The organism is Mesorhizobium sp. C395A, from assembly GCF_030323205.1.
In the GTDB taxonomy this organism is placed as follows: Bacteria; Pseudomonadota; Alphaproteobacteria; order Rhizobiales; family Rhizobiaceae; genus Mesorhizobium.
This window is the reverse complement of sequence record NZ_CP100473.1, coordinates 1,334,703-1,354,389: the sequence shown is the minus strand read 5'-3', so window position 1 is coordinate 1,354,389 and position 19,687 is coordinate 1,334,703. Positions and strand designations below refer to the sequence as shown.

The following is a 19,687-nucleotide window of genomic DNA, read 5'->3' as shown; positions in this document are numbered from 1 at the left end:
CTGTGCTCACCCAATGCGTGGCGCTCAAAAGCGGTTCCCCGGTTTTGAGAGAGCGACATTGCATAGACGCTCAAGATATTAAGCTTCCTGATGAACCTACCCGTGCAGGTGAACCCACCCTTCCAGAACACCCTGCCCTTCCGGAGGAACCTGCTTTTCCGGATACGCCAAGTTAATCCGGTAAAGGCATTGTTCGCCTGGCGTTGCGGGCGTGGGCCGAACTTGCTCTGCAGCTGCCATCCAGACGGAAGACATTTGTGTATATTCCGCTTTGGCGACGCGCCGTAATGGCCTCTTGTACTTAGTCCACCGTGCGACGCGAAGGGCCGGTGCATGTGTCCTCTGGCGAGACGTGAAACGGACTGCATCCGCAGTAATGGCCAGTCTGTCGCCAGACTAGCTGCGAGGTCACCGCTCATGCTACTTTGAGGCCTTCTCGTTCATGTGGGAAGAGGCAGGCCTTGCTTGGCGACGTATTCATCAACTACCGGCGGCAGACCGATTCCGGCGTGGCGGGCCGCGTCTACGATAATCTGAACCGCGCGCTTCCTGATGCGTCCATCTTCATGGACGTCGACAAGCTCAACCCCGGCGATGACTTTGAGGTGGCGCTTGCCCGCAGTTTGGCCAGTTGCAAAATCATGCTGGCGATCGTGGGGCCGCAGTGGGCCGCGCTTACCGATGAGCAGGGCCAGGTTCGGCTGGAGTCCCCCGACGACTTCGTGCGCAAGGAGATCCGTACGGCACTCCAGGCTGGGGTGCGCGTCATCCCCGTGCTCGTCAACGGCGCCAGCATGCCAAAGAAAAGCGCCTTGCCACCCGATCTGCAGGACCTGGCCAAGCGTCAAGCCATGGAGGTCCGCCACGAGCGCTTCAACGACGATATGGCGGCGATTGCGTCGGCGATAGCGAAGCCAGCGGCGCGGCGGCCGAGGCTCTGGCTGCTGTACGGGCTGGCCGCGATGATCGCGCTCGGCATCGGCGGGACAACGGTGGCGTTGTGGCCGAGGCCCTCCCCTTTGCCGTCGCCTATCGAGCCCGCAGCGATCGAGGCCAAAGGATGCAAGGAAGGATTCGTCTGGCGATCGGCGATCTTCGGCGACAGCGTGTGCGTGAGTCCTGCCGACTACGGCGAGGTGCAGGCCCAGAATGCAAATGCCCGCAACAACCGTTCGCCGACCGGCGGACCTTACGGCGACAGCACCTGCCGCGACGGCTACGTCTGGCGTGAAGCGTTCGAGAGCGACTTGGTCTGCGTCACCCCTTTCGAACGCGACAAGGCCAGGAAGCAGAATGCCGACAACGCGTACAACCGGATATGAGACCGTAACTCCGGGCAAGCACCGATTTATCAAGAGCTTGAGTGGTGGGCGATGACGGGCTCGAACCGCCGACATCTTCGGTGTAAACGAAGCGCTCTACCAACTGAGCTAATCGCCCGCTCCGGCCGGACCTTTAAGCGGTCGCAACCGGCTTCGCAAGGCCAAATGAGCAGCTGCTAGCTTAGCCGCACAGTGGTTTTCGCGGGCAAAGTGCCGCCTGTCAAAAAACCTTCTCCTGATGCGTTTATGCTGTCCAGCTGCGCTTGACACCCGGTGGCGAACCCCTTATCCACCGCCCCAACGACGAACACGGCTGACACGTGCTCGTCCAATGCGCGGGTGTAGCTCAGTTGGTTAGAGTGCCGGCCTGTCACGCCGGAGGTCGCGGGTTCGAGCCCCGTCACTCGCGCCATTAATTTCAAGGGGTTAGCTACCGCCCCTTGAAAAGTTTCAACTCTCATTCTCCGGAGAGTTTCAACTTTCTGTATTCGTTCCGTTCCAGACCAAGCAGCTTTTCTGCCCTTGCGGCGGCTGGCGTCAGCTGAGCGGACGGCGGCCAGATTGACCGGCATATAGGTCTTCTGTAGCGCCTTGTTCCCGTCGATCGAGTTGCCCATCTTGGCCGAGATTGCCTCGACCGACGCGCCTCCGGCATTCGCCTCGACCGCGCCGGAACGCCGCATGTCCATCAGCCGCCGCTTCTCCGATGTCCCGAATACCAGCGTGCGCAGATCGGCAAAGTCGTCGACCAGAGAATCCTTCGTGTAAGGCACGCCGGCGCGCGGCCGGCCGCCCTTCGGGCCCGGCGCGAAACCGCGCGAGCGAAAGATCGGCGCATCGTCAAGCAGGGTGACGCCTAGGATTCGACATAGGCCAGCACCAGGCGCTGCGTGCGTGACGACAGCGTGCCGAAAGCCGCCTCGCCACTCTTGCTGCGTGCAATCAGAAAACCCCATTCCTGTGCTGTCTGCATTGCCTGCGCCGGTGTGAGCGTGCGCACGTCGACGGGTGAGAAGCTCGTGTCCCACGCAACGGCGATGATGCAGGCCAGTTCGCGGTAGCCGGCGCGCCAGGCGCCCCGCCTCGCCTGCCGTCCAGGTCTGGTGGCGCGGTGGTGGCGTCTGGCGGCGGATCGCCTGCGATGGGTCGGAGCCGGGCGGGCATAGCTTCATGCCGGCCATGAAATTATACAGCGAACGCCACGCTTTACGGCACGGTAGGCGATGTCGACACCTTTGACCCGGAGCAGACGGCCATACCAGTCGTCGAGCAGCTCGAGGGTGATGTCGGCTGGCGGCAGGTCGGCGAAGTACGGCTCGATGAAGGTCCAGCCGCGCTCCCAATCCTCGCGGGTGCGCGGTGGCTTGCGCTTCCATGCATCCATGCGGCGATAGCGTGCAAAGGCGTCTCCGATGGAATCCTTTGGCCATACATGCAGGCGCGACGGCTCCCTGCCCTTGCGGAGTTCCTGCCAGCGGTCTTCCCACTCCCGGGCTATCGTCCGAGCCTCAGGCCCGTCGATTCCACAGGAAATGCATCTGAAGCCAGCTTCGACCATCTTCGGCGTCGGCAGCCAGTAGCCGTATTTGCCCTTACGGATGACGTAGTGCTTCAACTTGATCTTACCCAAGGGTCGCCAGCCTCGCTCTTGCAATGTCAATGCTAGACTGCGCGCCGGATCCTGATCCTGCAAGACCCGAGCGTTAACCGAGCCAGGCGTCGATCGCAACCATGTCGTAGTTGCCGGTGATTGGGCAGGCCTTGGGAAAGCCTTGATCCTGCAACGCGGGCAGAAATTCCATGAATTCCCGCAGCGTCAGGTGGAGATAACGCGCCGCCTTGATCGCCGGCACCAGCCGTGGTTGTACCGGGACGCGGATAGATGACGGTTGTAATGTGTGGGTTTGGCTCATGACACCAAAACTCTATCCACCGTCCATCGGGCAGCGGATGGGCGCCTTGTCGTTGGGCGGGTGTGAATCTCGCCCGTGTAAGCACCTCCGCCGCATAGCATGAGATTTTCCTACTCCATGATCTCGTTATTCCTGCATCGAGGGGGAATGAGGCTTAGAATAGCGGCCTTTCTCCCCCATGCCTATTCATCCAATCCTTAATCGCAGAATCGGCAGCCACAGAGCGAGAATACTTGTAATCGGCGGCTTCGAAGCCGCTACGCCCGGCCACCCAGCATCGCCATGACAGCGTCTGGCTTGTGCGTAGTCAGAATCGCACCCTGTGCTCTGGCCAAATCACCAGCCTTGAAACGGCACCCTCGTTTGGGGCGGCGGCCCGGCGTCTCGCCTGCGGCGTCGCCATGCTGACGCTCCTTCGGCGCCGGTTAGCTGATTTCACGGTCACGAACTTGCTTCGGCAACGAAATGGACACCGCGCCGAAGCGGGAGTTCGAAGCTCTAAGCGCCATACAGCGGGCTCGTGATGCCGACGATTGCGACATCACCGAATTTGCCGTTCCTCTCCGACCCGCCCGCCCGATCGACACCCAAGCACACTGCCTTGTGACGTCACCTCAGGGCATACCTTGATCTTATCAGCGATTACCCGTCGGCCAAGGCATCTGTTTTGAAATTCGCTTGATGGCGTCCCTGCCCTTGCCGTTCGACTCCGTCGAGTCCTTGTGTGTCAATTTGTTGCGACGAGAGCTAGTCCCTGTCGTGCTGGTCCGTCTCGTCTCATCTCTTGGCTCTGCAAAAACCGTAGCAGCATGTTCGCAACCTGTTCACCCATGTTGATTTCACGAGTTTCCGACTGTCGGCATATAAGAGGGAGAGGTCCGATGGATTTCATGTTGATGGTGAACATTGCCGGCGGCATCCTTCTGGCCATCGCAATCCCCTCGGTGTGTCTCGTCGGATGGCTGTTTTACCGTTCGGGATCGGGACAATTGAGAGGCGAAAGCTGTGACAATGAAAAGCCCGCCCCCGTGAGCCAGACCAGAAAACTCGTATTTTAGCACCGACGAAACAAAGCTCGCTATTCTGCGTTGAGGCTCGTCGAACAACGGAGCTTCACGAATGGATCCGGCAACTGCAGCTGTGATGATTTTGCTTTCTTGCAGTCCCGCCCAGGGAGTCTGCAAGCCACTCGATACATCACCGGCCATGTTCGGATCCCTTGACACATGCCAGTTGGCGTTAGCCGTGAGGCTCGAGGGCGCTCCCAACGGGGAGATCGTCGGGCGATGCAGTTCGATCGACCCCTCCGCTACAGGTTCCGTTCCAGCCGGGTATAGCACGATTGTCGTCACGCGGGGCACAGGGGCGGGTGCGGTGAGCAGTCGCTACATCGTGCCGCACAAAAACTGAAGCCAGTCCACCGTGAGGCAGCGGGCTATTCATTCTCGACCGGACAATTATAGGCCTTGCCCTCCCTCTATGAAGCCATAATCGGCATCGTTGGCTTCGCGCTCGTCGTCCGCTTCGCCATCGTCGTCGCCTTCCCTGTCATTGGTCCCGGTGACTTCGATGCCACTGGCCAGACAGGGTTCGAGATCCGGGTCGGGCTCTACGAAGTCGAGCAGCTACATCAGGCGTTCTTCATCATCGATCGAGCGACGGACCGCCATGTCCGAAAGGCAGAGGTTCGTGGCTGGATAGCGAAGAATCGCACACGGCTTTCCCTCATTCGCATGGTTCGCAGAAATTAGCATGATCGCCTACTCTCATCTCGTCCGGCGTCGTCTGCCTCAAAGCAGCGCCGGTAAGGCTCGGCGCCCTTCTTGGTTTCTCCCCCGTATGCCAAAAGGAGGTCGCCGGGCCTTACCAGGCCCCGCTGCTCATCGCTTGCGGGGTGTCCTGATGGCTGAGCTTGGCCCCGTGGCCTAACGGCCAGAACCAAACGTTCCGAAAAGCTTTCCCAGGCTGGCGGCAGCCGAAGGGCTGCACAAGAGGGATCGTCAGACCGCTCCTGGCGCACCACAGCGACACCACCAAGCTGTAAGTCAGGTCCATCGGCGCTGCTGATGAGTGCCCTCAGATGGATTGCGTTTGCCACGAAAAAGGAATCGTACCGGCCCGTTCTCAGCACGTCAGCCGGAACGGGCCATGGGCAGAAGCAGCCGACTAGCTAAAATCGCAAGACGACCGAAGGACCACGTCGGCGATAGCACCGGACCCGACGGCGCCCGTGTCGCCAGTAACTACGGCAGACTCTTCTCCAGCCCCGCCGGCGGCGGCGCCGGTGGTAGTAATCTGGGTCGTAGTCTGGGTCGTAATCTTGGTCGTAGTAGCGCCGATGGTTGACCGGCTCCACTTCCGCGTGAGTACCTTCGTTGTCGAAGGCGTCTGGCGCGTCGAGTTCTTCGAGAATGCCGCTTTTGGCCGCTGGAACACCGGCCAATGCGTTGATAGGCCGGACCGCGCTTGCAAAGGCTGCTGCCCCTGCAACGCCAAACATCGCTGTCAAAAAGGATCGCCGATGCATAGTAAACCTCCCAACTTACATGAGCTGAACGAAGCGCCCCGCCTGCTGAAGGAGCAGGCCCAGCGCACGGTAAAATAGAGGATTCGCCAGCCGCTCAAGCAACTCGCGAATCCTATCAGCGCAGGAAGGGACCTGGCTGCGCCGATCCAAGACATGTCAGCTAAGGACGACCGCCATTACCAGAAAGGTAACGGCTGTTGCAAAAATCGGTGCGAGCAACCATCGCGCCTGGCCAACACTTTGATCCATTTGTTCTCTCCCGTTGTGGAGAACCAACAACCTGAAGCCCTAATCCGTTCCGCCTAGTCCAAAGGTAAGACCATTGCGTTGTACGGTCGGACTTTAGACCAATCGGATTAGACAAAGGTGCGTAGGCGGGAACGTTTACCCCGGTTCAAAGTTGGTTGCCGGGCAGTGCGGGACGATGATCGTCGTGTGCCGGTCCTTGCAGGAGAGAAGATATGAAGATGCACTTTGTGAACACCGCCGCAGCCATGTTGCTCTTGGCTGGGATCGGCTCCGCCGCCGCTGACGACATTATCATCCAGCCGGAACAGGACACGGTCATCCGTGAGTATGTCAAGAAGCAGCCCTTGGCTTCGGTGAACCTTCCCGGCGTGGAATTGAACGTCGGGACAGCTCTGCCGGAAACTGTGGAGATCCACGAGGTCCCGAACGTCAAATTCCGTTACGTGGTGGTCGACAACCGCACGGTCCTGGTCGATCCGGGCACCCGCAAGATTGTCAAGGTCTACGACTGAGATTTCGAACGAACCCACGCTCGCCACCCTTGGGTGGCGAGTGTGTGCATTCAAACGCTACTCATTCAAATTGCCACTCAGCTGGATAATGAACATGACGAACCCTGAACTCGAGAGGACGCAAGCCCTGGTTGCCCGCTTGGCTGATCTCCAAGCAAGAATGCAGGCAGCACGTCTTGTTGGAGCCGAGGCAACAACCGTCCGAAAGGTTGCAGCCATAATCGATGACGGCTTCCGACAAGCCGGCCTCACACCGTTAGAAATCGCAGAAGGTCAAGAGGAACAGTTTAGCGATACTAAATGTTCGACTGGCTATGGACAGCCGAACCCTACTCTCAGCAGATCAAGTCAGAGCAGCACGAGCCCTACTGAACTGGCCGCGTGTGCGACTGGCCGCCAAGGCCAATCTTAGCGAGATGGTGATCAGCGCTTTTGAGAACGGATACAGGAAACCGCGTCCCCACAACATGGCCGCCATCCGCAAAGCGTTTGAGGATGCCGGAATCGTTTTCACCGTCCAAGGCACTCCATCGCTAACCCGCTCAGAAGGTGATAGCGGCCTAGCCGCCGATAATAGACGGTGGCGCGGCCGGGAGAAAAAAGGATAAAGGGGGACAAGCCCGTGTACCCTCTGCACCGATCTCTAAAGCGGCCGCTAACCAACCCATTATGTCGCTCTACGGGATTGCTTTGGCGGACTGGCCACGTCACTCCCGCGATACCCAATGCAAAGACGATACCGGCAGAGCCTGGTTACTGCTTCTGCACACGCGGCAGAAAAAGATGGACGCTTGTTCCTTCACCAGCTTCGCTCTCGATCCGAATGTGCCCACCGGATTGTTTGACGAAGCCATAAACCTGGCTAAGTCCAAGTCTGGTCCCGCGTCCATCGGGTTTGGTGGTGAAGAACGGCTCGAAGACCTGCGCCAGAATCTCCTTGTTCATGCCGCAACCGGCATCGCGCACGGTCATACGAACGCACGAACCCGCCAGTGAATGCCCATCGTCGATGTCGTCCGGGACATCGCTAGTCTCGATTGTGAGCGTTCCCACGCCGGCCATGGCGTCCTTGGCGTTCACCGCCAGATTGAGCATGGCGACATCGAGCTGGTTGGGGTCGACCAGAACAGGGCCAAGCGCCGCGTCCAAGTTGCGTTCAATTTTGATTGCACTCCCGAGCGTTCGTTCCAGCAGCATCGAAAGCTGTTCGATCCGTCCGTTCAGATCAATGCTTTCGGGCGTAAGCGACTGGCTCCGAGAGACGCAAGCAATTGCTGCGTAAGTGCCCCGCCGTTCTGTGTTCGTTTGAGCAGTTCGTCGATCAGGATGGCTGATTTCGGATCGCCGGGATTTTCGGCGAGTTGCTTTTGCAGGAGCCGCAGGCCCGAGTCGAACGCTGCTATCAGATTGTTGATATCGTGAACTATGCCGGCTGCGAGGCGGCCAATTGCTCCGAGCTTCTGGGATTGACGTCGACGTTCCTCCTGCGCACGCTGCGAGGAAACGTCCCGAAGGCTGGCAAGGAGAGCAGGTGTCCCGTCCCAGTTAACCTCCACGACCCAGACGGCCATACGGATAGTCAACGCCGTGTGGGCCGGTAAGCATTCGAATGCACTCTGCGCGCAAGTGAACCCCTTGCGCTAACGCTTCGACGCGCCATCAAAGCATTGACCGCGCGGTAAAAGGAGCGTGCACCAAGTGAGGCCGGGTTCGTTTGGGGCCTGCGTTTGGCCTGGGGCAAGGCGGCCCCGCCTGCCGCATCAAAAAGAAGCAAGCCAGACAGGCTTGGTATCAACCTGCTGATCATTTCCGCCGCGCCACCATGGCAAAACATGTTTGGGGGGCGATCGCACCGCTGATGGTCAGCGAAGGCCAACAAGTGGTCCGGCTACCCTTGGAGCCAATCCGCATTTCTGGCGATTTTCCCCTGGAGCAATCAGTGCATTGACATGAACTCGGCCGTTTTATTGGTCCTTGCTGAGTGCAGGTAATCGTGCCGGAACTCAGCAAGAAAGGCCAGTCCTTCCCAATCATGGATAGTCAATTGGCCATTCACAAGTGATGTAAGGCGCTTCTCCCGAAGAGACTTGAGCGTGCGGTTGATGTGGACTGCCGACAGCCCTGTCGCCTCGCCAAGGTCAGCTTGAGTCACAGCAAAAGCGCAGGTTTGATCGGACGCGAGTCCGGCGTCTTCCATACGTAGCATGATTTCACAGAGAAGGTGGGCCACTCGGCCAAGCGCTTGGCGCTTCCCGACATTGACCACCCATTCGCGGAAAATCGATGCATCAACCAGTGTCGTTCGCCAAAGATTTGCCGCCAGCCTGGGGTGGCGTTCGCAGAGCAGCCGGATAGCCGAGTGATCTATGAAGCCAACACTGCAAGCGCTCACCGTTCGAACGTCGCTATCCAACAGATCGAGGTGCAGGCTCAACAGATCGGGCATGTCGCCAGGCACATGATAAGCAGTGACCTGACGCTTCCCGTCTCCTGTTACCTTCGAGGTGCTGGCTAAGCCAGCCAGGACCATTATGCACCGGGACGGCTGGTCGCCTTCCCGAACCAAGTTCTGGTTTGCGCCAATCGCAACGATCCTTATTCTTACCGCGTCGAGAGCTTGACGCTCACCTGACGTGAGGGTGAAGGCACGATGGAACTTGGCGGTTAATGGGCTTTGATAAAGCATGTCGGCTCTCCGTTTGGGCGGGAGCGCTATGGTCTCTCAGTCACCCGCGGCCAGCAGAACGCGAATGATGCCCGACCTTATATCATAAACACCGGACCGACTTAACCTGTGATAAGTCTGGCACTGCTTCGGATGGTCCTTTCCTCCATCGGCAAACACAGGCTCAACAGGATTGGTGCTTACGAGGGAAGCGGCCCATCATCGGGCCTCGAGTTGCGCAGCTGCGGCAGCAGCTATAATAGATCGTTCTCAAATTCGAGGACTCACACCATGACCGACGCCCCCGACCACGCCCCTGAACTGGTAGAACTCACGGCGGATGTGGTATCGGCGTACGTCAGCCACAATCCCGTGCCGGTCGCGGGTTTGGCGGACCTGATAGCCTCAGTGCACGCGTCGCTGTCTGGGATTGGCCATCGCGTGGCTGCCGCGACCGAAGAACCAGTGCCTGCGGTAAATCCAAAGAAGTCAGTATTTCCCGATTACATCATCTGTCTTGAAGATGGTAAGCGGTTCAAAACCCTTCGGCGACATCTGCGCGTGGATTTCGGTCTCACTCCTGACGCGTATCGAACAAAGTGGAACTTGCCATCCACTTATCCGATGGTCGCTCCCAACTATGCGGCCTCACGGTCTGCCATGGCGAAGTCGATCGGTCTGGGTAGGAAGGCACCGCAGCCCACGGCAACTGTAACGGGCAAGGCAAGGCCGGCGGCTAAGGCTAAAGCGTAGCTTCCGCGATCACACCATTACCACCGCGGCACCAATCGACGATGTATGCATCGCGGCGGACCTGTCCGCTCTTGGCCGGTGCCCACCCAGGTTCCCCAACCCATGGCGCCGGCCATTTGTGGCCCACACCTCAGTTTCGTATTGCTGCCCAAACTCTTCTTGTTGAAGACCGCTTACGACGTTACAATCCCGTTTGGCCTGATTGCTGGGAGGCAACGCCCTGGCTGACATCATTCCAATTCGCAAAGCACGCCCTTGTGTCGAAGTTGGCGAAGCCTGTGGCGAGTGGTTTGTTCGCGTGGTCGAGGAAGACCAGGAACTCACCCGATCATTCAAGCTCGAATCCTATGCTTTGGCCTTTGCAGAAGGCCAAAGGACGCGTCTGCATCTCAACACGTTTTCCCGGCTGTAGAGTAGCGCGATGCAGATGTCCGCAGGGTTACTGGCGAATTTGGGCGATAGCATCGAAGCCATTGCCGCCCACATTGCGACCATGGAAACGCGACAGCTGCACCAATTGCTCAAGTCGTTGCCATCGAGATTCGGAAATCGCCAGCGCGGAAATGGTGATGGGCACCCTGGTCTATCGCGAGATTGAACTGCGCCGCCGGCGGGGGACGGGCGGCAACGTGTTGCCCTTTCCGGGTCTCGTGACTCCACCTATTCAGCAGTAGATAGCGGCGCCGGACCTGTAAAGGCCGCCGCAATTAAGCAACGGGCCTGAGGGCGGGGTAGCGTCTTGATGCCAAGAAACCCCGCCGCGCGCGCAACAGCGGGTTTTCGTAGTCACGGCTACATCCGAGGAATCGACCGCTTAAGGCAGAATTGCTTGGTTGTCGTCGCGTTTCCATACCATTAGATCAACTGTGCCAGATGAAGACGTAAAAAAACCCGTTGCCAATTACGGCAACGGGCTTGAGCTACCGGGTAGGGTCAGGAAGGCAATATGTAGACCCAACAACACGATGCGCCACGCCTCATGATCGAGGTCTTAACCGAACCGCGACAATTCTAACCATCTTGTCGACGTGTGAATAACTTTGCTGACTCCAGATCATCGGCAGGGAAGACGTGATTTGACCTTGGCGGAACAGCCGCTCACGATGAGACGGCTTGGGAAGGCGCGAGATGCAAGTATGCAAAGACATGATTGTGGTGCCGCCGATCGGCGCACAGTTCGAGACGCCTGAATTCCTCGCCGAGATCAGCGCCCTGCTTGATGAGGCCTATCCCGACTACGATTTCTTCACGATCACCACCATAAGCAAGTTTCGGGATGACAGCTTCGTGTTGATCCCGCTGCTCGGCAGCGTCGGTGGTGAAGGCTCCGTTTTAGCGGCTTACCCGGATATGACGGCAATGCAGGAGATGGGCAATCTCCTGTTCAAGCACATCATCGGCCATCACCATCGCGACATTAGGTGCCGCACGTGGCCCCAATCCGTTCCCGGACCTCCGTCTCACATCTGCCCTGGCGGCTATCCTTTAGCGCATCCGCGCCGCTATCGTCGTCGCGATGACGTTGACGAAGGCGCTTCAGCAGATCGCGTGAGGCTTGGATCGCCCTGCGCGATTGATCCATGTTCTGGCGAAACGTGGCGCGTTCCTCCATGGACTTCTGCCACTTCAGCAAGGTGGCCGTAGTCGCAGTGGCCGCTTGAGCGATATCTATGGGCGTTGCAACCATCGCATCCTCCCAAAAAGGCAATGGTAAACGCAATCTTTATAGGCCCAACGAAACCCTTTCTTCAATCAAAAACGAACATACGGCACATGGCAAAATGGCTATTCGTCGGGCCGCTCGACGGCGGCTTCGTCGACCTCGGCTTCCATCTCGTCGTTGACGGTCTTGGTCTTTCCAAAACCAGCCATCGGCACACCGTCAAAACCCTGCAGCCACCCGTCGGCATGTTCCTGCCAGTAATGGCACCTCACGCTCCTTGCCATCCTTGCGCGCTTGGGCGCCGTACATCCAGGCGTAGGTGGCGCGCTCCTGATCTTTCTTAGGCACGGCGATTTGTGTCATCCTCAGCGAACGCCGGCTTGCCCGCTTCACGCTCGACGCCGAGCAGATCGAACTCGTCGTTCGCAAAGCACTTGGCCTTCAGCCAGTTGGTCGACGGTATTTGCTGTCCTTGCGCTTCGACACCTTGCCTTCAAGTCCGGCCTTGTCGAGCAAGTGAAAGATGGTCTTGGCTTCCCCCGGCAGAGGCTCGCTGAGCTGAATACGCCCGCCGGGCGCGATATAGCGCGGCCTCGGTCAGTCAGCCAAGCGGCATCGCGGTGCATGATAGCACCGAGAATCGCCGCGTACACGCTGCCGACTTCCTCTGCGCAGGATATGCCCAGCTTGTCCGCGCGGTCTTCCATCGCTTGCTCGGCCAGGTCGCTGATGCCAAGCGCGATTGTCTGCTGCGGATGGAAGGACGCTGACTGTAAAAGCCCGCCCAACCTTTCGGCGGGCGGGCTTCCACTGTCGGAACTGGAGAGTGTCATGTCGACAGCCCCGACAGGTCGGAAAGGGGTCGCTGGTTAGCGGCGCGAGATCAGCAGGCAGAGCCGGCGCAGGTCACGATCATAGGTGTCTTCGTTGCTAAGCACTTCGACGCAGCGCTTCTTCATCCGAGTGACCTGGGCGTTCGACATATCGCCGACAACGCTAGCCAGATTCGGGTTGCTCGAAGCGGTCGGGTTGCTGGGGTTGGCGGCTGGATTGGTTCCAACGCCGACATTTACGTCGGTACCAACCCCGGTGACGACACCGACATTGGCGCTGCCGGTTCCGATGGAAGCAGTCGCTCCGCCAGTGTCGCCGACGGAGGCTGCGGCATTTGCCCCAGAACCGCCTAGGGACACGCTAGCCGTAGCGCCGCTGTTGCCGCCCACATTAGCGCTGGCGCCTCCGCTGCCGACGGATACCCCGCCGACGCCTCCGACACTAATTCCAGCTGCTGTCGCTGGCATGCAAAGAATTGCGAGAACAGATCCGGCAGTCAGACTGCCCATAAGAATTTCAAAAATTCTTGCCATAGTACGCCTCCTTGTTGCCCTTCAAAGGATGGGACATTTTTGGGCATTTGCGGACCCGATAGTGACGCACTAGAGTTTAAAAAACAAGCTAACGGCCCGCGAAAGCTGCGTCTTGGGTCATTACTTGGTAATAGCAAGAGTCAGATATAATAAAATTTTACTTTACTAGGACGTGATTCCTCTACTTGTCATTCAATATCCTTGCCTAAGCACCCCATCGTCAATAATATTGTGCGGTGCAACAAGATTCAGAGATGGACCATGCGACGATCAGTAAGCGGCTAATACCGCCGATCTGACATACAATGCTATATTAGCTCCTCTTGACGAACCCGACCGGCGGGCGGAATCAGAATCCCGTCAGCGCAACCCTACAAAATCGCACTGGTCTGCCTGAAGCATCGCGACGATGGCCGACGATTTCTTTCGGAGATTTGAATGTCGCACAACGTGCTGCCCACCAAGCCGACCGCCGCGCTGAGCTCCGCGCAGTCACCGGTCTTGGCTACGGCCGGATCTATGATCAAAGCCCTGAGCCGGAGCCATCCGGGGTCTACGCCTGCCGCCCCGTATTTATTGTCACAACAAGGGGAACAACGGCAGCTCGGCCGTGTTGGGCCAGTTAAGCAATATTGCAGGAGCACAACATGCATTTCGTCAAAGCGCTTTTGGCTGCGATCGCCATCGGTCTCATCAGCCCGGGGGCAATGGCTCAGACCGCGACGACGTCCCCGCAGGAATTTGTCAAAGCAGCTGCGAGTTCAGACATGTTCGAGATCCAGTCGAGTGAGTTGGCGCTGCGGAAATCGAAGACATCACGAGTGAAGGAATTCGCTCGCATGCTGATCAAGGACCACACGACTTCTTCCAAGCGGCTCATTGCGGCGGCAAAGAAGGACGACGTCGCAGTGGCGCCGGAGATGACAAGCAAGCATGCTGCCCAATTGGAAGCGTTGAGCAACGACAGCAGCGGGGCGTTCGATAACGCCTATATCGACGCCCAGGTGGCAGCGCACCAGGAAGCCCTGACGCTGATGACCTCCTATGCAGAAAACGGTCAGGCAAAACATCTGGCGGCTCATGCGAAAAAGACCGCGCCGGTGATCCGGCAGCATTTCAAACATGCCCAGCAACTGAGCAAGAGCGGTTCTCAGGGCTGAGTGGATCTGGCCACGACGTTGGTTCTTCGCGGCGCTGTGGAGTCTGTGGCCAACACTGCCTCCGCCCTCAGGGACGCTGCAACCTTTAAGCGGTGGTCGATGCAGGAACTCTAAAGGTGCGTCGCTCAGGTAGTCCGGCGTGCAAGCACCAGCGTCGTCGAAGTTGCCAAACGAACAGGAGACCTGACATGCCAAAGCAAAACGAGACCTCGCATTCGAGACGAAGTGACTTCGCCAATGATGAACCCATTCGCCCGGAGGATGCCGCCGTGTTGGACAGCCCCGTGGGCCACGAAGACAGGCACGGCGCGGAGCCAGGTTTCGTGGGAGCCGACGATGTCGACCAGCCGCTCGGCGCAAGGCCCCGCAGCGAAATTACCGGTCGTCATGATGAAGGGGCAGGCGCCAATGAGACGATGGACGGCTTAAGCGAAACCGAGGAACTGACCCGCAGCTACGCCGAGGACATACCAACCGGTGACAATGATGAGGACGAGGAAGACATCCCTGTCTTCGAAAGAGGCCGAAGCAACACCGACCTCTGAGCGGCGCCAAGTTTGAACCCACGGTGAGGAACATGACAATGAGCACATTCGGACTTCGGATTGTGTCTTTGGGGCTCCGGGCTTTTTTGGGGCTGGGGGCCTCGCTGATTTTGGGCGCCCAGGCATCTGCGCAGACAAGTCAGCCGGCTCAACAATCCGGCGACTCATCGCAAACAGGCAAGCACGATCGTCTGCCGGCGCAAGGATCGTCGCCGACCGCCAAGGATGATGTCGGCGTTGACGTCTCGCTCGGCCGGCCGGAGGTGAAGCAACAGGTTGCAAGACATCTAGGAGTGGCTGAGACCGAGTTGCCACTGGCGGTGCATGTGCCGATCGCGCTCGCTTCGCAAGTCTGCGGGCAAGAGGTATTTACCGCCCGCGCCAATGTAAACCGAAGCTGCACCGCGACGAAGTTCATTCCGGAAATCGCCGAGGCGGCACGCAACCATCCACAAACCTCCGCGGTACCGGAGCAGTAGCATCGAAATGTCCGAACCCGGCGCGACGGTCGCGCCATGCTTACCCTAGGATAGCGCTCCAACCCGGCGTAAATCAGCCCCACCGCCGTCTGTTGGCGGCATGCATGATGGCGTTCGCCGCCGTCTCTTAACCAATGTGAATGCTGTCGCTCCGCAGCCACGCTACGAGATCCTGTCCGAAGCGGAGGCAGGCAGATGCCACTGGAGTGCCTGATCGATCAATATGTGAGCAGCCGCAAGCGGCGGGGTCTTTTGTCGACACGGCATGCTCTCGAGGCGTTGAAAGAGGCCCTTCCGGCGCTGTCGATCGGCGAAAGCCATCTTGTCAATATGATCGCCGAGCGAGCGCTCGCCTTTGGCCTCGCCATCCACTTCGATCATTCGGGCGAGAATGCCGGGTAAGACATCCACGAGAGCGTCTGCTGATGCCACAGGACGAGGAACTCGGTGTCGCGTAGTTCCATCTTCATTGCCTGGCGGTCGGGCAAACATTCCGAGGCTGCTCCCACCCGTGTTCTGGGCGGGTGGTGAAAGTCGCCGGAGCGATGCCACGGCGTGCGCCGAGCCCACCCCGGCATTGGACAAGCTCCCCCAGCTTTCGCCAGCTGGAGCTTACTTCTACTCACAGCAGCCCTAGCGAGGCTCGATGGGCATTCGCGTACGGCGGTTTCGGAAGTTTTGCTCCAGCGGGCGGTTCGGGCCGACGAATTGAGGTTGAAGGAGAAGATGATGACGGACAACAAAAGCGAGCGTGATTTTGGCGACAGGAACCGGGTCTCGTCCAACGAACGCAACGAACACTTCCATTTTGCCCAGCAGAACGGCATAACGCCTGAGCAGGCGATGGAGCTCATCATAGCCGCCGGGAATGACCGCGCCTCGTTGACCGCGGCTGCGAAGGAATTGAAATCAGTTTCCCGGGGCGGCTCGCTTACGGCATGAATCCGTCGCTACCGAAGAGGATCATGAACCTTCGAGAGTTTGAGTGTAGCATCATCCTGACGCACACGCGGAGCAGATCGAGCGTGAAAGTGACAATTCTACCCCTGCCCAACATGCGGAAAGCGCTGGAGGTTCGGGGCTGCGCAGATCGGCTATCGTCACCCCGAACCATAATCCACTCGAACGCGAGTCCTGGACGCACGGCGGACCGAGCCTACTTCCTGCCGTCGTTCAACAATAATCCCGCGCCGCAGTCAGCCAGCGAGATCGCCGTCGCCTGCCGGACGCGTGTCGGCTTCCAAGCTGACAAACGCACCGCCTTTGTAGCGACGCTTTCCAGCCACGATCAGCTGCGCAGCTTTGCCGCGCTTGCTGCGCACCAATAAATTCCATCTCCTTCCCTCACACTGATCTTGCTCAGCGGTCGTTTTGCCGCTGCGGTAGGCGCTGTCCATCCGCTTCGATCGCGGTGGCGCCCAGTATCAACGCTGCCAGATCAAACCGCACAATCAGCACCTCAAAGCTGATCAGCAGAAGCAGCAGTGAATCAGGACCTCGTCGATCAGAGGCGGAAAGCCCAACTAAGAAAACCGCCGGCGGTGCCGATCTCGAAGAAATTCTAGTCCGCACGGTGAACAGGCTGGGGGCCGCATCGCGATATAGGGTTCAGCACAGCTCCAGCGGTACCGAGACGATCGACCCCTGCCCGCTCGGCGCCCCTCGGCCACGTCAATGACCAGCACGCGCAGCATGGTCAGCTGGCTTAGCCTTCATGGCGCAGATCGGCCACGGTCCGTCTCTTTCGGCTATGAAAACGTCACTCTGCTTTGCTAAACGCGGTGCTGGACCGGTTACCAAGCGTCAGATCTGGAGCATCACCTTGCCGGCCTCGATTCTCACCGGATAGATCGCGAGATTGACGCAGACCCGGCGCGCCCTTGGCCTGGCCGGCCGCAATTGAAGCGGCCAATATGCTTCAAGGCATTCGATGACGTCGTCGATCACCAGCCCTTCGGCCGCATGCGCCTTCTCATGCGTACAATATCCGTCGGTGGCGAAGAACTCGTCATTGGGCGAGCGGCAAACCGCGAAGCTGCGGCCGCGAGGATCGAAGCAGATGACATCCTCTTTCGAGATGTCGTCCACCGCGCACGCTTCATCCAGTCAGCCATCTCCGGCTCCGGCAAAATTCGCTATCGCTATTCAGCGGCCGCCGACATATCCACCTGGTGAAATTCGCCGCGATAGGGTCTGGCTGTCGGCGGCAATTTCCGCTCGAGATAAAAATCCTCATATTTCAGCTGTCGAAGCAGCACCGGCCAGACCTCGCGATAGGCATGCCACATCGACGGGTTCGGCACCGGCAGGTCGTGCTTGATCAGCTCGTGCAGTCTTGGCAGCGCATGATAGGGCACCATCGGGAACATATGGTGTTCGACATGGTAATTCATGTTCCAGTAGATGAAGCGGCTGACCGGGTTCATGTAGACGGTGCGCGTGTTCAGCCGGTGGTCGACGACATTGTCGGCCAGGCCGATATGCTGCAGCAACCCTGTCAGCACCATGTGCCAGCTGCCATAGAGGCGCGGCAGGCCGATCAGCACCAGCGGCAGCAGTGACCACGTGAACAACGCCAGCCCGACTGTCGCCGCATAGATGGCGACATGCCAGCGCGCAGCGATCACCGCCTTGTGCTGCTCCATCTCGGGGATATAGCTCTTCTCTTCATCGGACAGCTTGCCGAACGCCTGGCGCACCAGCGTCGGCAGCGAATAGCGGAAATCGAGAATACCGGTGAAGGCGAGCGCCGCCCGCAGCAGATCTGGGGGGCGCATGACGGCGATTTCGGCATCGCGGCCGACGATGATGGTATCGGTGTGATGGCGGGCATGGCTCCAGCGCCATTGCACTGGGTTGCGCATCAGCATGAAGCTTGAGATCTGGTAGACGACATCGTTCATCCAGCGCGTCCGGAACGCGGTGCCGTGGCCGCATTCGTGCCAGCGCGAGTCGCTCGACGAGCCGTAAAGCACGCCATAGACGAACAGGAACGGCACCACCCACCACGTGCCCCAGAACCATACGATGCCGGCGGCCGACACCAGGATCGCCGCGACCCAGATGATCGTGTCGCGGATCGCCGGCCCGTCGGAGCGTTGCATCAACTCCTTGATCGCCTTGCGCGGGACATCGGTGTGATACCATTCGGCCGAAGCCAATCCGGTCTCGATGGCGCGCTTGGTGCTTTCACCGACCAGGCTGTAGTCGCGCTTCCTGCTTGCCGTCATCGTCATCTCCGTTTCCCGCCTGCGCTCCGCAAGGGCCGCCTGGGGTCGGCCGGGCCGCGCCTGCTTCCGTATTCCGGCGCACTTCCCGCCCGCCGCGGCAACCGATCGTGTGTTTCAAGCCGGTCACGCCTGCAGTCTCGCAAAAGCGCCCGACGGCGCAGGGTAATCCTGTTGCGGCTGCCGGGCGATCGACCCTATCCTCGCTTCCGCTTGGGCGATCTGACCGGCACCGTCGAGCACCCGGAACACGGCGTCATAGGAGCGGCTTTCGCCATGGTCCAGCCAGATCATCTCGCCCCGTTCGCGCGCGGCGAGATTGCCCAGAACATGATGCGTCGAGGGTTCGATTCCCAACGCATATAGGCCGGCCTGGAAGTTCTGCCACTGATAGGTGCAGGGCAGCTGATCCTTGCGGGTAACGACCTCGAAGCCGAGGCCCAGGTGGTCATTGACGACGGCCACCGGCACCTCGCCCGCCGCATCGGCGCCAAGCTCGTGCTCCCAGACCTGCTCGCTGAATCCCAGCTGCGGCGCCGGCACGGTTCGGTAGCCGACCTTCTGCGCCTCGTAGCGTTCGCCGGCGTGCGCCGCCCAGACGACATCCCGGATCGGCGCCAGGTAGCGCGAACCCTCGTCGAGCAAGGGATGGCTGACGTTGACGTGATAGAAATACATATGCGGCGTGCGGCTGAAACCGTGATTGACGACGCGGTCCGACAGGCGGATCTCGGTGCCGCCGACATCGGCCTCGATGCGGCGCAGCAACTGGAGATCCTCGCCGAACACGGTTGCCTGCTGGACAATGCCTTCCGCCCACAGCACGCACCGGTCGCCGTCCCAGGCCTCGCCGTAGCCGGTCAGCCGCGCCGGCACGGTGCCGATGCGGCCATGCAGCGAATGCAATACCCGCTTGCGCCCCGGATAATTGTAGCTTTCGGCCGGCACGTCTTCCCGGCCCAGTATATGGTCGAGGCCGCAGGTGACGAGCAACCCCGAGAACGACCGGCCAAAGGCGAAGCCGTCCTCCCCTTCATGCTCGTGCAGTCCGGGGTGGCGAAAGCCGCTCGGCGAATGCCAGCCGATCGCCTGGCCCCGGAAGTCGCAATCGGCGATATCGAGCGCCCGGTCGACCAGCGCCGTGAAGCGCAGGCCGGAGCCGGTGCGGAACTCGAGCATCCGGATGCCGCGCTCCACGCCGTCGCCGAGCGTCATCAGTCGCACGCCGGCGAACTGCGACAGCATGCCGGACCGCTCGGCCACCTGCCTTCGCGACAGCGTCTTGCCGTAAAGCTCTACCATGCG

23 protein-coding genes, 2 tRNA genes and 1 pseudogene are annotated in these 19,687 nt (G+C 59.6%); 13 read left to right on the top strand and 13 right to left on the bottom strand.

The window, feature by feature from the left end; all coding sequences use genetic code 11:
- The first annotated feature begins 461 nt into the window (after window positions 1-461).
- On the top strand, window positions 462-1,322 hold the full coding sequence (locus tag NLY37_RS06705) for a toll/interleukin-1 receptor domain-containing protein (protein WP_023739412.1): 861 nt from the start codon (window positions 462-464) through the stop codon (window positions 1,320-1,322).
- A 42-nt stretch (window positions 1,323-1,364) separates the two neighbouring features.
- Here the strand turns inward: NLY37_RS06705 and NLY37_RS06700 are convergent.
- A tRNA-Val gene (locus NLY37_RS06700) sits at window positions 1,365-1,440 on the bottom strand.
- A 217-nt stretch (window positions 1,441-1,657) separates the two neighbouring features.
- On the opposite strand from NLY37_RS06700, the gene NLY37_RS06695 reads away from it, so the two are divergent.
- Window positions 1,658-1,734: transfer RNA gene (locus tag NLY37_RS06695), tRNA-Asp, on the top strand.
- 756 nt (window positions 1,735-2,490) lie between these two features.
- On the opposite strand, the gene NLY37_RS06690 is transcribed toward NLY37_RS06695, so the two are convergent.
- On the bottom strand, window positions 2,491-2,937 hold the full coding sequence (locus NLY37_RS06690; RefSeq protein ID WP_156933982.1) for a hypothetical protein: 447 nt from the start codon (window positions 2,935-2,937) through the stop codon (window positions 2,491-2,493).
- A gap of 88 nt (window positions 2,938-3,025) precedes the next feature.
- The gene (locus NLY37_RS06685; protein WP_156933983.1) at window positions 3,026-3,235 is read right to left on the bottom strand and encodes a hypothetical protein; all 210 of its coding nucleotides are present in this window, start codon (window positions 3,233-3,235) and stop codon (window positions 3,026-3,028) included.
- 881 nt (window positions 3,236-4,116) lie between these two features.
- Here NLY37_RS06685 and NLY37_RS06680 point away from each other — a divergent pair.
- The 4 genes from NLY37_RS06680 (at window position 4,117) to NLY37_RS06665 (ending at window position 7,131) form a co-directional block, all read left to right on the top strand.
- A complete protein-coding gene (locus NLY37_RS06680; RefSeq protein WP_023743167.1) occupies window positions 4,117-4,293 on the top strand; it encodes a hypothetical protein in 177 nt (58 codons plus the stop codon).
- 408 nt (window positions 4,294-4,701) lie between these two features.
- Window positions 4,702-4,986: a hypothetical protein gene (locus NLY37_RS06675; RefSeq protein WP_023743168.1), complete on the top strand. Its 285-nt coding sequence runs from the start codon at window positions 4,702-4,704 to the stop codon at window positions 4,984-4,986.
- 1,237 nt (window positions 4,987-6,223) lie between these two features.
- Complete coding sequence (locus NLY37_RS06670) at window positions 6,224-6,523, top strand: DUF1236 domain-containing protein (protein ID WP_023743169.1); 300 nt, start codon at window positions 6,224-6,226, stop codon at window positions 6,521-6,523.
- Window positions 6,524-6,837: 314 nt separating this feature from the next.
- Window positions 6,838-7,131 (top strand): helix-turn-helix domain-containing protein, encoded by a 294-nt coding sequence (locus tag NLY37_RS06665; RefSeq protein ID WP_084559041.1) that lies wholly within the window; start codon window positions 6,838-6,840, stop codon window positions 7,129-7,131.
- 145 nt (window positions 7,132-7,276) lie between these two features.
- Here the strand turns inward: NLY37_RS06665 and NLY37_RS06660 are convergent, their stop codons facing one another.
- From NLY37_RS06660 to NLY37_RS06650, 3 genes are all read right to left on the bottom strand, one after another.
- Window positions 7,277-7,720 carry an ATP-binding protein gene (locus NLY37_RS06660; RefSeq protein WP_023743170.1) on the bottom strand — a complete coding sequence of 148 codons (444 nt, stop codon included), beginning with the start codon at window positions 7,718-7,720 and terminating at the stop codon, window positions 7,277-7,279.
- 23 nt (window positions 7,721-7,743) lie between these two features.
- A complete protein-coding gene (locus NLY37_RS06655) occupies window positions 7,744-8,094 on the bottom strand; it encodes a sensor histidine kinase (protein WP_023743171.1) in 351 nt (116 codons plus the stop codon).
- 365 nt (window positions 8,095-8,459) lie between these two features.
- Window positions 8,460-9,209: a Crp/Fnr family transcriptional regulator gene (locus NLY37_RS06650; RefSeq protein ID WP_023708903.1), complete on the bottom strand. Its 750-nt coding sequence runs from the start codon at window positions 9,207-9,209 to the stop codon at window positions 8,460-8,462.
- Between the two features lie 270 nt (window positions 9,210-9,479).
- Between NLY37_RS06650 and NLY37_RS06645 the strand changes: the two genes are divergently transcribed.
- Entirely contained in the window at window positions 9,480-9,941 is a 462-nt protein-coding gene (locus NLY37_RS06645) for a Ros/MucR family transcriptional regulator (protein WP_084559042.1), read from the top strand.
- A 439-nt stretch (window positions 9,942-10,380) separates the two neighbouring features.
- On the opposite strand, the gene NLY37_RS06640 is transcribed toward NLY37_RS06645, so the two are convergent.
- Complete coding sequence (locus NLY37_RS06640; protein ID WP_023743172.1) at window positions 10,381-10,518, bottom strand: hypothetical protein; 138 nt, start codon at window positions 10,516-10,518, stop codon at window positions 10,381-10,383.
- A gap of 551 nt (window positions 10,519-11,069) precedes the next feature.
- On the opposite strand from NLY37_RS06640, the gene NLY37_RS06635 reads away from it, so the two are divergent.
- Window positions 11,070-11,585 carry a hypothetical protein gene (locus NLY37_RS06635; protein WP_286441902.1) on the top strand — a complete coding sequence of 172 codons (516 nt, stop codon included), beginning with the start codon at window positions 11,070-11,072 and terminating at the stop codon, window positions 11,583-11,585.
- Window positions 11,586-11,726: 141 nt separating this feature from the next.
- On the opposite strand, the gene NLY37_RS06630 is transcribed toward NLY37_RS06635, so the two are convergent.
- Both NLY37_RS06630 and NLY37_RS06625 read right to left on the bottom strand, forming a co-directional pair.
- Window positions 11,727-11,876: a hypothetical protein gene (locus tag NLY37_RS06630; protein ID WP_023834193.1), complete on the bottom strand. Its 150-nt coding sequence runs from the start codon at window positions 11,874-11,876 to the stop codon at window positions 11,727-11,729.
- A 597-nt stretch (window positions 11,877-12,473) separates the two neighbouring features.
- The gene (locus tag NLY37_RS06625) at window positions 12,474-12,971 is read right to left on the bottom strand and encodes a hypothetical protein (protein WP_031253499.1); all 498 of its coding nucleotides are present in this window, start codon (window positions 12,969-12,971) and stop codon (window positions 12,474-12,476) included.
- 647 nt (window positions 12,972-13,618) lie between these two features.
- On the opposite strand from NLY37_RS06625, the gene NLY37_RS06620 reads away from it, so the two are divergent.
- From NLY37_RS06620 to NLY37_RS06600, 5 genes are all read left to right on the top strand, one after another.
- Window positions 13,619-14,131, top strand: a complete 513-nt coding sequence (locus NLY37_RS06620) for a DUF4142 domain-containing protein (RefSeq protein ID WP_023743176.1) — start codon at window positions 13,619-13,621, stop codon at window positions 14,129-14,131.
- Window positions 14,132-14,319: 188 nt separating this feature from the next.
- Window positions 14,320-14,676, top strand: coding sequence for a hypothetical protein (locus NLY37_RS06615; RefSeq protein WP_023743177.1), 357 nt, complete (start codon window positions 14,320-14,322; stop codon window positions 14,674-14,676).
- 38 nt (window positions 14,677-14,714) lie between these two features.
- On the top strand, window positions 14,715-15,155 hold the full coding sequence (locus tag NLY37_RS06610) for a hypothetical protein (protein WP_023749387.1): 441 nt from the start codon (window positions 14,715-14,717) through the stop codon (window positions 15,153-15,155).
- A gap of 195 nt (window positions 15,156-15,350) precedes the next feature.
- Complete coding sequence (locus NLY37_RS06605; RefSeq protein ID WP_023708917.1) at window positions 15,351-15,557, top strand: hypothetical protein; 207 nt, start codon at window positions 15,351-15,353, stop codon at window positions 15,555-15,557.
- Between the two features lie 327 nt (window positions 15,558-15,884).
- On the top strand, window positions 15,885-16,097 hold the full coding sequence (locus NLY37_RS06600; RefSeq protein WP_023743179.1) for a DUF3606 domain-containing protein: 213 nt from the start codon (window positions 15,885-15,887) through the stop codon (window positions 16,095-16,097).
- Between the two features lie 254 nt (window positions 16,098-16,351).
- Here NLY37_RS06600 and NLY37_RS06595 read toward each other — a convergent pair whose 3' ends face one another.
- From NLY37_RS06595 to NLY37_RS06580, 4 genes and pseudogenes are all read right to left on the bottom strand, one after another.
- The gene (locus NLY37_RS06595) at window positions 16,352-16,552 is read right to left on the bottom strand and encodes a hypothetical protein (protein WP_156929821.1); all 201 of its coding nucleotides are present in this window, start codon (window positions 16,550-16,552) and stop codon (window positions 16,352-16,354) included.
- 406 nt (window positions 16,553-16,958) lie between these two features.
- Window positions 16,959-17,269: pseudogene (locus NLY37_RS06590) on the bottom strand (Rieske 2Fe-2S domain-containing protein).
- Window positions 17,270-17,296: 27 nt separating this feature from the next.
- A complete protein-coding gene (locus NLY37_RS06585; RefSeq protein ID WP_023739476.1) occupies window positions 17,297-18,391 on the bottom strand; it encodes a fatty acid desaturase family protein in 1,095 nt (364 codons plus the stop codon).
- A 117-nt stretch (window positions 18,392-18,508) separates the two neighbouring features.
- Window positions 18,509-19,684, bottom strand: a complete 1,176-nt coding sequence (locus NLY37_RS06580) for an aldose 1-epimerase family protein (protein ID WP_023741760.1) — start codon at window positions 19,682-19,684, stop codon at window positions 18,509-18,511.
- Window positions 19,685-19,687: the final 3 nt, after the last annotated feature.